The organism is Embleya sp. NPDC001921 (assembly GCF_053594475.1).
Genome location: NZ_JBSFEO010000003.1, coordinates 186877 through 200251, shown reverse-complemented (window position 1 = coordinate 200251; position 13375 = coordinate 186877). Strand labels below are relative to the sequence as shown.

The 13375-nt window shown below is 72.5% G+C and carries 14 protein-coding genes; 10 read left to right on the top strand and 4 right to left on the bottom strand.

Annotated elements, in window-relative coordinates; all coding sequences use genetic code 11:
* Positions 1-44 precede the first annotated feature (44 nt).
* From ACWCPW_RS04340 to ACWCPW_RS04325, 4 genes are all read left to right on the top strand, one after another.
* Positions 45-1226 carry an MFS transporter gene (locus tag ACWCPW_RS04340; protein ID WP_449760060.1) on the top strand — a complete coding sequence of 394 codons (1182 nt, stop codon included), beginning with the start codon at positions 45-47 and terminating at the stop codon, positions 1224-1226.
* A 108-nt stretch (positions 1227-1334) separates the two neighbouring features.
* Positions 1335-3437, top strand: coding sequence for an NAD-dependent DNA ligase LigA (ligA, locus tag ACWCPW_RS04335; RefSeq protein WP_449760059.1), 2103 nt, complete (start codon positions 1335-1337; stop codon positions 3435-3437).
* A 209-nt stretch (positions 3438-3646) separates the two neighbouring features.
* Positions 3647-4756, top strand: a complete 1110-nt coding sequence (locus ACWCPW_RS04330) for a terpene synthase family protein (protein ID WP_449760058.1) — start codon at positions 3647-3649, stop codon at positions 4754-4756.
* Positions 4757-5081: 325 nt separating this feature from the next.
* The gene (locus tag ACWCPW_RS04325) at positions 5082-5882 is read left to right on the top strand and encodes a putative protein N(5)-glutamine methyltransferase (protein ID WP_449760057.1); all 801 of its coding nucleotides are present in this window, start codon (positions 5082-5084) and stop codon (positions 5880-5882) included.
* Here ACWCPW_RS04325 and ACWCPW_RS04320 read toward each other — a convergent pair.
* Positions 5879-6544 carry a MarR family winged helix-turn-helix transcriptional regulator gene (locus ACWCPW_RS04320; protein ID WP_449760056.1) on the bottom strand — a complete coding sequence of 222 codons (666 nt, stop codon included), beginning with the start codon at positions 6542-6544 and terminating at the stop codon, positions 5879-5881. The two genes, ACWCPW_RS04325 and ACWCPW_RS04320, sit on opposite strands and share 4 nt — an antisense overlap.
* A 126-nt stretch (positions 6545-6670) precedes the next feature.
* Between ACWCPW_RS04320 and ACWCPW_RS04315 the strand changes: the two genes are divergently transcribed.
* Positions 6671-7216, top strand: a complete 546-nt coding sequence (locus ACWCPW_RS04315) for a YceI family protein (RefSeq protein WP_449760055.1) — start codon at positions 6671-6673, stop codon at positions 7214-7216.
* A 144-nt stretch (positions 7217-7360) separates the two neighbouring features.
* Here ACWCPW_RS04315 and ACWCPW_RS04310 read toward each other — a convergent pair whose 3' ends face one another.
* Both ACWCPW_RS04310 and ACWCPW_RS04305 read right to left on the bottom strand, forming a co-directional pair.
* Positions 7361-8662, bottom strand: a complete 1302-nt coding sequence (locus ACWCPW_RS04310; RefSeq protein WP_449760054.1) for an MFS transporter — start codon at positions 8660-8662, stop codon at positions 7361-7363.
* Positions 8659-9291: an HAD family hydrolase gene (locus tag ACWCPW_RS04305; RefSeq protein ID WP_449760053.1), complete on the bottom strand. Its 633-nt coding sequence runs from the start codon at positions 9289-9291 to the stop codon at positions 8659-8661. Before ACWCPW_RS04305 ends, ACWCPW_RS04310 begins: the two co-directional genes overlap by 4 nt.
* A 61-nt stretch (positions 9292-9352) precedes the next feature.
* On the opposite strand from ACWCPW_RS04305, the gene ACWCPW_RS04300 reads away from it, so the two are divergent.
* The 5 genes from ACWCPW_RS04300 to ACWCPW_RS04280 all read left to right on the top strand — a co-directional run bounded on the left by ACWCPW_RS04300 (position 9353) and on the right by ACWCPW_RS04280 (position 12471).
* The gene (locus ACWCPW_RS04300) at positions 9353-10111 is read left to right on the top strand and encodes a DeoR/GlpR family DNA-binding transcription regulator (RefSeq protein ID WP_395858970.1); all 759 of its coding nucleotides are present in this window, start codon (positions 9353-9355) and stop codon (positions 10109-10111) included.
* A gap of 122 nt (positions 10112-10233) precedes the next feature.
* Complete coding sequence (locus tag ACWCPW_RS04295; RefSeq protein ID WP_449760052.1) at positions 10234-10653, top strand: YybH family protein; 420 nt, start codon at positions 10234-10236, stop codon at positions 10651-10653.
* Positions 10654-10832: 179 nt separating this feature from the next.
* Positions 10833-11615, top strand: coding sequence for an aminoglycoside adenylyltransferase family protein (locus ACWCPW_RS04290; protein ID WP_449760051.1), 783 nt, complete (start codon positions 10833-10835; stop codon positions 11613-11615).
* Between the two features lie 59 nt (positions 11616-11674).
* Positions 11675-12076, top strand: a complete 402-nt coding sequence (locus ACWCPW_RS04285; RefSeq protein WP_449760050.1) for a VOC family protein — start codon at positions 11675-11677, stop codon at positions 12074-12076.
* 161 nt (positions 12077-12237) lie between these two features.
* A complete protein-coding gene (locus tag ACWCPW_RS04280) occupies positions 12238-12471 on the top strand; it encodes a hypothetical protein (protein ID WP_449760049.1) in 234 nt (77 codons plus the stop codon).
* 74 nt (positions 12472-12545) lie between these two features.
* On the opposite strand, the gene ACWCPW_RS04275 is transcribed toward ACWCPW_RS04280, so the two are convergent.
* Positions 12546-13184 (bottom strand): hypothetical protein, encoded by a 639-nt coding sequence (locus ACWCPW_RS04275; RefSeq protein WP_449760048.1) that lies wholly within the window; start codon positions 13182-13184, stop codon positions 12546-12548.
* Positions 13185-13375: the final 191 nt, after the last annotated feature.

Below are 13375 nucleotides of genomic sequence, written 5' to 3'. Positions count from 1 at the left end.
CGAAACATTAACGTCCGCGGCCCGCCGGCCCGGAGGCTCTCGCCATGCGCACCTATCGGGAGTTGTTCGAAGCGCCGGAGTACACCCCGCTGTTCGCCGTCTCCTCCGCGCAGGTCGGCGCCACCACGGTGAGCGCACTGGCCCTGGGCACGCTCGTCTTCGACCGGACCGGCTCGCCGCTGTTGGCCGCGCTGGGCATGTTCGGCGGCTCGCTCGCGCAGGTGATCGGGGCGACGACGCTGATGTCGGCGGCGGACCGGTTGCCGCCGCGGGCCGCGATGACGGTGATCGGGCTGATCTTCGCGTCGGGCACCGCCGCGCTCGCGATCCCCGCGCTGCCGCTGTGGGCGGTGTTCGTCATCGTGCTTGCCGAGGGCGCGGTGGCCGCGGTGGGCGGCGGGGTGCGCTACGGCCTGCTCAACGAGATCCTGCCCAGGGACGGGTTCCTGATCGGGCGATCGGTGCTCAACATGAGCAACGGGACGCTCCAGATCGTCGGCTTCTCGCTCGGCGCGGTCCTGGTCACCGCGCTGTCCGCGCGCGGCACGCTGGTGGTGGCCGCCGGGTTGTACCTGCTCGCCGCCCTAATGGCCCGGTTCGGCCTGACCCGGCGACCGCCGCGCGCGGCCGGACGTCCCTCGCCGGCCGAGACCTGGCGCAACAACACGCTGCTGTGGTCGGTCAAGCCGCGCCGGTACGTGTATCTCGCCCTGTGGGTGCCCAACGGCCTGATCGTCGGCTGCGAGTCGCTGTTCATCCCGCTCGCGCCCGACCACGCGGGCCTGCTGTTCGCGTTCGCGGCGCTGGGGATGCTCGCCGGGGACGTGCTGGGCGGGCGCTTCGTCCCGGGACCGTGGCGGCGCCGGCTCGGGGCGCCGATGTTGCTGCTGCTGGCCGCGCCGTACCTGCTGTTCGCGGCCCACCCGCCGCTTCCGCTCGCGTCGGCCGTGGTCGCGTTCGCGTCGATCGGGTATGCGGCGAGTCTGCTGTTCCAGGAACGCCTGATGGCGATGACGCCGGACGAGTTGAGCGGGCAGGCGTTGGGGCTGCACTCGTCGGGGATGGTCGCGATGCAGGGGATCGGTGCCTCGATCGCGGGCGGGATCGCCCAGGTGACGTCACCGACCACGGCGATCACGGTGCTGGCCGGCGCGTCGATCATGGTCACGCTGACGTTGGCGGCGGGGCTGCGCGCGCACCCCTGGCCGGTGGTCCGGGAGGCGTGAGGGGCACGGGTGCGGCGGCCGGACCCGGCTCCGGCTCCGGCTCCGGCCGACCGGGTTTGGGAACCGCGCCATCCGGCCGATGTCGGTCCGGTTCGAGAGTATGTACGCATGACCGACACCCCGGCGCCGGCCGCCGTTCTCGCCGACTTCGACGCGTACGCCCAGGCCGTCGAGGCCGTGACCGCCGCCGCGCGGGCCTACTACGGCGGCGCCGAGTCCACCGTCGACGACGACACGTACGACAGCCTGCTGCGCGGGATCGGCGCGTACGAGCGCGAGCACCCCGACCGGGTGCTCGCCGAGTCGCCGGTGGGCAAGGTCGCGGCGGGCGCGCTGTCCGGCGGCGACGTACCGCACACGGTGCCGATGCTCAGCCTGGACAACGTGTTCGATCCCGAGGGCCTGACCGCGTGGGCCGCGTCGCTGGAGCGACGGATCAAGCGGCCGGTCGCGGCGCTGACGGTGGAGCCGAAGATGGACGGCCTCGCGGTCGCGGTGCGCTACCGCGCGGGTCGGCTGGAGCGGCTGGTCACGCGCGGCGACGGCGTCGCCGGGGAGGACGTGTCGCACGCGATCGGCACCGTCGTCGGCCTGCCGGACCGGCTGACCGAGCCGGTCTCGATCGAGGTGCGCGGCGAGGTCCTGCTCACCGCGGAGCAGTTCGAGGCGGCCAACGAGATCCGCCGCGAACACGGCGCGACGGTGTTCGCCAACCCGCGCGGCGGCGCGGCCGGCACGCTGCGGGCCAAGGACCGGCCGTACGTGATCCCGATGACCTTCTTCGGCTACGTCGCGCTGCCGCTCGCGGACGACGAGAGCGCGTTCGCCGAGGAGTTGCGCACCGCCGACCACTCCGCGGTGATGGCCCGGGTCGAGGCGCTCGGCGTGCTCACCACCGGACGGACCTCGGCGCGGCTGCGGGTGTGCGCGAGCGTCGAGGAGGTGCAGGCCGCCGTCGACGAGATCGCCGGCTCGCGCGCCGACCTGCCGTTCGGCATCGACGGCGTGGTGATCAAGGCCGACAGCGCGCGGGACCAGGCCGACGCGGGCAACGGGTCGCGCGCGCCGCGCTGGGCGATCGCGTACAAGCTGGCCGCCGTGCACAAGATCACCCGGCTCGTCGGCGTGGACTGGGCGGTCGGCCGGACCGGGGTGATCGCGCCGCGCGCGATCCTGGACCCGATCGAGATCGACGGCAGCGTCGTCGGCTTCGCCACGCTGCACAACCCGGCCGACATCGAGCGGCGCGGGCTGATGATCGGCGACCAGGTCAGCGTGTACAAGGCCGGCGACATCATCCCCCGGGTGGAGGCCCCGCTGGTGCACGTGCGCACCGGGGACGAGACGCCGATCGAGTTCCCGACCGCGTGTCCGCAGTGCGGTGGCGAGTTGGACACCTCGCAGCAGCGCTGGCGGTGCGCGCAGGGCCGCGCGTGCGGTCTCCAGGCCGGGATCCTGTACGCGGTGGGCCGCGACCAGCTCGACATCGAGGGCATCGGCGGCCGGATCGTCGGGCAACTCGTCGCCTCCGGCGCGGTCGTCGACATGGCCGACCTGTTCACCCTGACCCGCGAGCAGTTCCTGGCGCTGGATCGGGTGGACAAGATCGCCGACAAGCTGCTGGCCGGCATCGAGGAGGCTCGGGTCAAGCCGCTCAGCCGGGTGCTGTGCGCGCTGGGCGTGCGCCAGACCGGCCGGTCGATGTCGCGGCGGATCGCCCGGCACTTCGGCACGATGGACGCGATCCGGGCCGCGGACGTGGAGGCGATGGCGCGGGTCGAGGGGATCGGCCCCGGCAAGGCGGCGGTGATCGTCGCCGAACTGGCCGAACTGGCCGATGTGATCGACAAGTTGGTCGCCGCCGGGGTGAACATGACCGAGCCCGGTGGGCGACCGGGCGCGGCCGAGAGTTCGGCCGAGGCCGAGCAGGACGGCGGGTCGGGCCCGATCGAGGCGGGCCCGCTCACCGGGAAGTCGGTCGTGGTGACGGGTTCGATGACCGGGGCGCTGGCGGCGCTGTCCCGGAACGAGATGAACGAACTGATCGAGCGCGCCGGCGGCACCGCGTCCTCCGGCGTGTCCGCCAAGACCGCCCTGGTCGTCGCGGGGGACAAGGCGGGCTCCAAGCGGGCCAAGGCGGAGAAACTCGGCGTCGAGATCATCACCCCGGAGCAATTCGCCGAGCTGGTGGGCGCGTTGCTGCCGGCGTGAGCGCCACGTCCCCGCCCCGGTAGGGCACAGCCATTCGGACGATCCATAGCAGATCCACCTTCGTCGTGCGAGGGAAACGGGCGATATCGGTGTGCGGCGTCCCGGACGCCGGCATCGTCGCGTTCGGGAGCCGGTGGTGGTCGGGAAGGTCCGCGGTGCGCGGAAACCCCTTGGCCGCACCACCCTTCGACGACGAATGGAGTCCCCCCATGGTCGAGGCACATCCCCCGCGAATACCGCTGCCGTTCGCCCTCGACCGCAATCCGCACGCGCCCGACGCGGAACGCGGGCTGCTCGACTGGGCCCGACGGCACCACCTGCTCGAAGGCCCGGGCATCGACAAGCGACTGATCGGAGCGCGACTGGCCGAACTCGCCGCCTACACCCACCCCGACGCCGCACCGGGCCCGCTCCGCCTGTACGCGCGGTTCATCGCCTGGCAGTTCCTCGTCCACGACCGCTACGCCGAGCCCGCGGAGCCCACCGCGCCCACCGCGCCCACGGAGGAACACCTGATCGACCAGATCGAAGCGGTGTACCGCACCGGGCGGGCCGAGCCCGGCGCCGGCGCGATGGCGCACGCCCTGGCGGACATCCTGGAACGGGTGTATCCGGCCATGAGCGCACAGTGGCGCGAGCAATTCGTCGTCGAGGGCGTGGACACACTGCACCGGGTGGCGCGCCGGCCGGCGAACACATCCCATCCGGCGGCCCGGGAGCTCTCCTGCGGCGTGGACGCCTACATCCGGTATCGGCGGGTCGCCGGCGGGCAGTTCCCGTGCCTGCTGCTCGACGAGTACCTCGCGGGCGGCGAACTGCCGGCGGCGATCCGGGACGGCGCGGCGTACGACGACGTCCGCAACGCCCAGGCGGACGTGGTCTCTTGGACCAGCGACTACTACGCGTCCCGGGACGGCGTCGGCGCCGACCCGCCGGCCGACCTGGTCGGCGTGCTGGCGTACGTCGAGCACGTCGGCCGCGAGCACGCGGAGGCGGCGGTGGCCGCGCGGATCCAGGATCGGGTGGCCGACTTCATGGCCGCGCGGCGGGCCCTGCACGGCGGGCGCGGCGCCGCGGCGGCCGACCCGGAGACCGAACTGGTCCTGGGGCGTTGCGTGTCGGCGATGCACCATCGCATGGCCGGGACGGAGGCCTGGGCCTGGGAGAACATCCGGTGCGTCGGCCGCCGCCTGGGCTCCGCGCGCGGTCGGGCAACCGACGGCGGGCCGTACGTCCCGGAGTACGTCGCGAACCTCCTCGACGCACGCGGTCGCCCCCGGGGCTGGGACGGCGGCGCGGCGGGCCACCGGTGGCCTTAGCGTCGTGTCACGTTCTCGGGTGGGAAGAGGTCGAGGGTGTGGGCCTGGGCCGCGGCTTCGGTACGCGAGGTGACGGCGGGCTCGGCCAGGAGGTCGGCGGGGTGAAGCGCGGGAACCGGCGCGAGCGATGCGACCCCGGCGTACGGCGGGGTTCGCGTCCGGTAGTGTGGCCGCCGCGCCCAGCCGTGGGCGAACCGGATCCGAGTTCGAGGAGGTGGCACCGATTACCGCTGTATCAGGTCGGGTGCTCTCCCTCCACGACCGTGCGGTCCACCTGGCATAGGTGGGTTCGCGAGAGCACCCTTCGGCATCCCGAAAGGCTCTCATGTCGGTTTCCGCGTCACCGTGCCCCACCTCCGTGATCGTCACCAGGCTTCGTACCGCCGGCTGCGTATTCGCCGAGGACGAGGCCGAACTGTTGGTCGCCGCGGCGGCCTCGCCGGCCGAACTGGCGGTCATGGTGGACCGCCGCGTCGCCGGCCTCCCCCTCGAACACGTGATCGGCTGGGCCGAGTTCCGGGGTCTGCGCATCGTCGTCGACCCCGGGGTCTTCGTCCCGCGTCGGCGCACCGAGTTCCTGGTCGACCAGGCCGTCGCGCTGGCCCGTCCCGGCGCCGTGGTGGTCGACCTGTGCTGCGGCTCGGGCGCGCTGGGCGCGGCCCTGGTGGCGGCGGTCGACCGAGTCGAGGTGTACGCCGCCGACATCGACCCGGCGGCGGTGCGGTGTGCCCGGCGCAACATCGCCGCCGACCGGGTCTTCGAGGGCGACCTCTTCGCACCGCTGCCGGCGACGCTGCGCGGGCGGATCGACCTCCTGGTCGCGAACACGCCCTACGTGCCGACCGATGAGTTGCAACTGCTGCCCTCGGAGGCGCGAATCCACGAGCCCCGAGTGGCCTTGGACGGCGGCGCGGACGGCCTGGACGTGCAGCGCCGGGTCACCGCGGCGGCCCCCGACTGGCTCGCCCCGGGCGGCCGGCTGCTGGTCGAGACGAGCGAACGGCAGGCCCCGCGGGCCGTCGAGGTCTTCCGTCGCGCGGGCCTGATCCCGCGGGTGGTGGAGTCCGAGGAGTTGTACGCCACGGTCGTGATCGGCACCCGGCCCACCGGCCGGAGCCAGTCCTAGGCGGAAACGGGCGGGGTCGGCGGGGCGGCTTGTCGTCCGGCTCCGCCGTCTCCCGCGCACGCGGTTTCGTCGAGTCCTTCGAGCGGACAGTCCATCCCGGTGTCGATCTCCTCGGCATCCGTCCCGGGCACGCGCTCGCCGTCCACGCCCTCGCCGTCGGCCCGCGCGGCCTCGGCCCGCGCGGCCTCGGCCCGCGCGCTCGCGCAGACCACGCCCAGGCCGTCCCGGATGGCCCGGCCGATCTCGGCCAGCGCGGCCACCCGGGTCGGCGTCAGCACGTCGAACAGGTGCTGACGCACCGTCGCGGCATGGGTCGGCTCGGCGGCGCCGAGGGCGGTCAGGCCGGCGTCGGTCAGGTGTGCGACCCAGCCGCGCCGATCCCCCTCGACCGGGCAGCGGGAGACCCATCCCGACTTCTCCAGGGCGCTCACCGCGTGCGAGACCCGGCTGCTCGACGACAACGACGCCGCGGCCAGCTCGCTCATCCGCAGGCTCCGGTTCGGCGACTCCGCGAGCAGGCCCAGGATCTCGAAATACGTCATCGGCATGCCTGCCTCGCGGCGCATCCGCCGGTCCAGATGGGCCGCGAGTTCCCTGGTCCCGGTGAAGTACGAGCGCCAGATCTCGTGCTCCGAGGCGGTCAGCCGATCGTCGTCGTTCATGGGACCAGCATAGGACTTGTTGAACACTCAACTTGTGGGTGCTATGTTTCTGAGCGTTCAACAAAACCCGCCGCAGCCTGCGGCGGCCGATCGACGCATCCGTCGCAGTGCACCCAAGGAGCTCCCATGACCACCTCCGTCGAGACCGTTCCCGGCTACATCGCGGGCACCTGGGCCATCGACCCGGTCCACTCGGACGTCTCGTTCTCCGTACGCCACCTGGGCGTGGCCAAGGTGCGCGGGCGCTTCGACACCTTCGAGGGCTCGATCGTCACCGCCGAGAACCCGCTCGAGTCGTCGGTCACCGCCACCATCGAGACCGCCTCGGTCAACAGCAACAACAAGATGCGCGACGACCACATCCGCAACGAGGACTTCCTCAACACCGACCAGTTCCCGAGCCTGACCTTCGTGTCCACCGGTATCCGCGCCGAGTCCTCCGTGGTCTACCAGGTCGACGGCGACCTGACGCTGCGCGGCGTGACCAAGCAGGTCACCCTCGAACTCGAGGTCAACGGCTTCGGTACCGGCTTCGACGGCAACCCGGTCGCGGGCTTCACCGCCACCACCGAGATCAGCCGCGGCGACTTCGGCGTCACCGGCGGACCGGCGGGCGCGGCCGTCGGCGACAAGATCACCATCGTCCTGGAGATCGAGGCCAAGCAGGCGTGAGACCCGCGCGCCGACCGGCCGCCACTTGGGACGCGCCCCGCGCGCCGCGGCGAGACCCGGTTCCGGTCCGCCGACCTCCGACCCGGTCGGACGTCGGCGGACCGTTGCGGTGGTGGCCCGTCCGACGCCGGCACCACGCGACGCTCAGCCGCGACCCGCGCCGGCCGGCCGGCCGATCCGGGCACAGCCCACCGCCGCCACCAGGCACAGCACCGACAGGGCTCCCAGCAACAGCGGAATGGAGCCCGCCGAGGACGTGACCTCGAAGACCCCGCCGAGCAGCGGCGGGAAGGCGATGCCGCCGATCATCGAGGCCGCGATCACCCACGCGGCGGCGCTCGCCGAGCCCGGAACGCGGGCGGCGAGCCAGGCCAGGCCGGTCGGGAAGATCGGGGCGATGGCGAGCCCGACACCCAGATAGGCGTACGGCGCCAATACCGGGACGGCCGCGAGGAAGAGGAAGCCGGTCATCGCGGCACACCCGGCCAGGACCACGACCTGCGGACTCAGCCGCAGACTGATCGGCGCGACCAGGAACCGGCCGACGGTCATCGCGAGCCAGAACCCGGCGGTCGCACCGGCCGCGGTCGAGGTGGAATGGCCCAGCGCCTCCAGATGGGTGGGCTCCCAACCGCCGACGCCGGTCTCGATCCCGACGTGCAGGATGTACACGCCGACGAAGGCCGCGACGAGCAGCGCCGTCGTACCCGACGCGAGTCCGGAGCGCGGGACGCGGCTCCCGGTGCCGACCGGGGTGTCGCGCACCGTGAGCAGCGGTGGCACGAGCAGCACGCAGAGCACGCCGCAGCCGACGAACACCGCCGGATAGCGGCTCGCGCCGAGTGCGCCGAGCAGGACCGGTCCGGCGATCGCGCCGAGGCCGAAGTGCGCGTTGAGGATGTTGAGCATGGCCGGTCCGCGGCGGCCGAATCCGGCCGCGACCATTACGTTGAGCCCGTAGTCGATGCCACCGAACCCGAGCCCCAGCACGAACACCGCGGCCAGGGCGAGCGGCCAACTCCCGGCGAGGCCGAAACCGATGGCGCCCACCGCCATCGACAGGCAGGACACGGCGAGGAGTTGGCGATCCGGACGGCGGGCTCGCAGCGCCGCGCCGCCGAGTACGCCCAGCAGCGCGCCGGCGAAGTGCGCGCTGAGCGCGAGGCCGGCTCCGGCGGGGCCGAGGTCGAACTCGTCGCGCAGCGCCGGGATGGCCGGTCCGTACAGCGCCTGGAGGGCGCCGATCAGCACGAAGGCCACACAGGCCGCGACCGCCGCGCCGGGTGGGAACGCCGGGGCGTCGTCGGGTGGACCGACGGCCGGCGCGGGTGCCGCCGGATCCGGCGCCGGGGCCTCGTCGGTGCGCACGTGTGCGATCGTGGCCGCGCCCGGGTGCTCCTCTCGTCCGGATCTGCCACCGGGCCCGCCGTCGCGCTCGGCGCTCACCGGATCGATCCCGCGAATCGGGTCGCGGCGAGCGCGGCACGGAGCGTGGGAGTGTCGGTGAACAGCACCGATTCGATCCCCAACTCCCGGGCCGCGTCCAGGTTTTCCGCGCGGTCGTCGACGAAGAGGAGTTGGCCGGGGTCCGCGTCCAGCCGCTCGCACAGGTGCCGGTAGATGCGCGGGTCGGGCTTGGCCAGGCCCAGGTCGGCGCTGAACACCCGGTGCCGGAACAGCGCCGCCCAGGGCTGCTCCTCGATCCGACGGGCCATTTCGGCCGGGGCGTTGGAGAGCAGCGCCAGGGCGATGCCCCGGTCGGCGAGTGCGCCCAACTCGGCCAGCAGGTCCAGGGTTTCCTGGTTCAGGTGCATCCACGCGTCGAGGTCGGCGGCCACCAGCAGGTCCAACAGGTCCGGATCCGGCGCGGGCCGCCCCAACCCGGCGCACACCCCGCGCCAGAACCCGGCGGCGTCGGTGACGCCGGCGTCGTAGGCCGCCCGATCCGGCCAGTAGGCGGGCCACAACCGCGCCTGGGTGACCCCGAGCGCTCGGGCCAGCGCCTCCCCCGCGTGATCCGGCGGCGGCATGCAGATGACCCCGCCGAAGTCGAAGACGATCCACTCCGTGCGCATGAGAGCTCCTCGATCGAGTCGTCGATTGACTTTCGAACATACAACACGTTTGATTGAACACATGGAAGGTGCGGAGCGACAACTTTCGCTCATCGAGAGAATGCGTACGACGGAACGTGTCACCGTGGCCGAGCTGGCCGAGGAGACCGGTTGCTCGGAGATGACCATCCGCCGCGACCTCGACCAACTCGCCGAACAGGGGGTCCTGCGGCGGGTCCGGGGCGGCGCGGTCAGCCTCGTGCTGCGCGGCGAGGTGCTGCCCTTCGGCGTGCGCGAGCACGAGGCGCCGGAGAGCAAACGCCGGATCGCCGCCGAGTTCGACTCCCTGGTCACCGACGGCGAATCGCTGATCCTGGACGGCGGCACCACGAGCCTGGCCATCGCGCGCGTGCTGGCCCGACGCCGGGTCACCGTGGTCCCGCTCGACCTGCACTCGGCCCACCTGCTCGGAAACGCGCCCGACGTGCGCCTGCTGGTCCCGGGCGGCCAGACCACGCCGGGCGCCCTGACGCTCGGCGGCCACCTCACCGAGACCTCGCTGCGCACACTGCGGGTGGACACCGCCGTGCTGGGCGTCTGCGGGCTGTCCGTCACCCACGGGCTCACCGCCAACGACCTCACCGAGGTCCCGGTCAAACAGGCCGCCATCGCCTCGGCGCAGCGCGTCGTCGCGGTCTGCGCCGGAAGCAAGTTCGGTCGCACCGGCCTGGGCCACGTGTGCCCGGCCACCGACCTCGACATCGTGATCACCGACGCGAGCGCGCCGGCCGACGCGGTGTCGGGGTTGCGCGAGCTGGGCGTGGACGTACGGGTGGTGTGACGGTCCCAGGGGCCGTTCCGGGGCTCAGACCAGGGTGGTTGACTTCAAGTTTCCTTGAAGTTCCATACTCGTTCCCGAAGGGCACCCCGCCCTGGCGACACCAGCCACTTGGGAGAGTTCACATGAGCACCGAATCGTCCGACCTCGTCGCCATCCGTCGTCTCGTCGCGGACGCAGTGCAGCTTCAGAACGACATCGAGGGGCTCATGGCGCTGCACACCGCCGAGGTGAACATCGTCAATTTCGGCGGGCGCGGCGTGTCCGGCCGGGACGCGCTGACCGCGGCGATGCGGCAGGCGTTGGCCTCGCCCCTGGCGGACGTGACCACCACCGCCGAGATCCAGGACGTGCACTTCGTCCGCGCGGACGTGGCGATCGTGGCCTGCCTCAAGCAGGTCTTCGACGGACGGCCGAACGTCGGCGCGGAGGATTCGGCCACGCCCGCCCTGCCCGCGTCTTCCGGCCAACTCACCTACGTGCTGGTCAAGGAGGACGACGACTGGCGGATCGCCTCGGCCCAGACCACCCCGATCCTGGGCTGATCCCGACTGCGCGGGCCCCGCCGCCGCGGACGCGACGCGGCGGGGGCCGCTCGCGCCTCGACCACACCGGCCGAAACCCGGTTGGAGCCCGGGCGTTCGGCTTCCTACCATGCCGTGCATGCGAAGGGGCCCGGGCGCCGTCGGCGGCCCGCGGCCCGTGAGGGACGGAGGGCACACCGGTGGCACCGACCGACGACATCGTTCGCGCGGTTCGCGACACGCTCGACACGAACGACGTCATCGGCATGTACCTGCACGGTTCCGCCGTACTCGGGGGCCTGCGCCCGCACAGTGACGTGGACGTCCTGGTCGTCGTGCGACACGGCACCACGACGACGCAGCGCCGGGCACTGGTCGAGGCGACCTTGGAGATCTCCGGCGAGCGCGCCCGCCGCGGGCCCGCGCGGCCGGTGGAGTTGACCGTCGTCGTGCAATCCGAGGTCAGGCCGTGGCGCTACCCGCCGCGCTGCGAGTTCCAGTACGGCGAGTGGCTGCGCGAGGAGTACGAGCGTGGCGAGACACCGGCACCGACGCCGAGCCCGGACCTCGCGCCGCTGATCACGATGGTGCTGCTCGGCCGGGCGCCGCTGCTCGGGCCGCCACCGGACGAGGTGCTCGACCCGGTCCCGCGCGCCGACCTGAATCGGGCGATCGTGGCCGGCGTACCGGAGTTGCTCCAGGAGTGGGCGACCGACACCCGCAACGTGCTGCTGACCCTGGCCCGGATCCGAGCGACCCTCGCGACCGGGGTGATCACCTCGAAGGACGCCGCCGCCGACTGGGTCCTCGCACGCCTCCCGGTCGAGCACCGACCCGTGCTCGACCGGGCACGGACCGGCTATCTCGGCTCCGAACGCGAGGATTGGCAGGACCTGCTGCCCCGGGTGCGGGCGCTGACCGAGTACATGGCCGCCGCGATCGAGCACTCGGCGGGCGAACCGGGGTGCGCCGGCGCGCAGTAGGCTCGGGCGATCCCGCTCGAACGGGTGGGCGGGCACGGCGGCCACGAAAGGCGGAACACGTGTCGAAGGCGAGCTTCTCCGGCGTCCACCATGTCGCACTGAACGTACGCGACCTGGACGCGTCGGTCCGGTGGTATTCCGAGGTCCTGGACTTCGCACCGCTGATCCCGTGGGACACCGACGACTTCGACCGGCGGATCATGCGTCACCCGAGCGGCGTCGTCGTCGCCTTGACCCGGCACCGGCACCCGGAGGCGGGCGCCGAGTTCGAGGAGCACGTGACCGGACTCGACCACCTGGCCCTGACGGTTGATTCCCGGGCCGAACTGGACGCGTGGGAGGCCCGGTTGACCGAAGCCGGTGTCATCCACTCCGGGGTCAAGGTCACCCCGAAGACCGGATTCACCCTGATCGCGTTCCGGGACCCCGACAGCATCCAACTGGAGCTCTACCTCGCATAGTGCCGGACGGTCGCCGCACGCGACCGCCCCCGACCCCCGTGCTTGCCGGCAACTCCCCTCACTTATAGGGACGTTGCGCCGAAGGGATCTTGACGGCGCTTCGACCGACCTGAAGCATGAGCGTTCGCACATGATCGACGAACGGGGGAAGCATGTCGAAGGTGACACGTCGCGTGGCGGGTCTGGCGCTCGCCGCGACGGCGTCGGTGGGATTGGTCACGGCGGGGGCCGGTTCCGCGCAGGCCGCGGGCGGCAGTTACATCGCCACGTACCGGTACCTGTCCGAGTGCCAGAACACCGGTGCGATGTACGTGCACTATGCCGGCGCAAGCACGTACCACTGCACGGGCAACGGCGCGGTCGGGTTCTCGCTGTATGTGGAGTACTGGGCCTGACCCGGCCACGGATACCGCCTCTCGACGAGGGGCGGTATCCCGGTGGTTCGCCCCGCGGGGACGGGGTGCGCCGATCAGCCGGCCGTGGCGGCCAGGCGAACGGGGCCGGCGGATCGGCGGCGACGCAGGTACGCGATGGTCACCGCGGCGAGCAGCGGCCCCCACAGCACGAGTGGCGCGTAGGACACGTAGTAGGAGGCGGATTCCCAACCGCCGGCCCGGGACGGGAAGTCGTCCGGCAGCGGGTCGCCGTTCAGCTTGGTCCGCGTCACCTCCGTGACGACTCCGATCGCCGTCCACATCAGGGTGAGGACGGTCGCCCCGATCGCGGCGGGCACCGCGGCGGCGGCCGTCGGCACCCGGCGTCCGCGCAGGATCGGGACCCAGCGTGGGAACACCTCGCCCCAGCGGGCGATCAGGCCGATCGCGGTGAACGCGAGGAGTTCGGACAGGACGGACAGCAGCACGACGTAGCCGTCCATGGCCCAGTCCGGCAACATCCCCCCGCGCTTGTCGTCGCCGAAGATCACCCCGAGGCGCCAGATGCTCGACGGCAGGACGACCAGGGGCACGGCGTACGCGGCCCGACGCGCCCAGGTCGACACCCCCGGGACGGGCTCGTGCGCGGCCCGCCAGGCGCGCCGCAGTCGGCCGGCGGACGAGCGCGCGGTCTTCGAATCCGGGTGCGTGGCCTGCGATTTCGCCTGGTGCATCTGCGTTCCTCCCGTTGCTGGACCGATCGGTCCCCCGCGCTACGAACCTCCCAGGGGTCGGCGTGGGCGCGGATCGCTCGAAAGGTCGGAACCGGGCTACGCGTCAGGGCTGATCGGTCCCCATTCGCGGGTACGCCGCCGGTCGCCCGGGCAGGGCGTCTCGGGTCCGATGACGGGTCGTCGGGTACGCC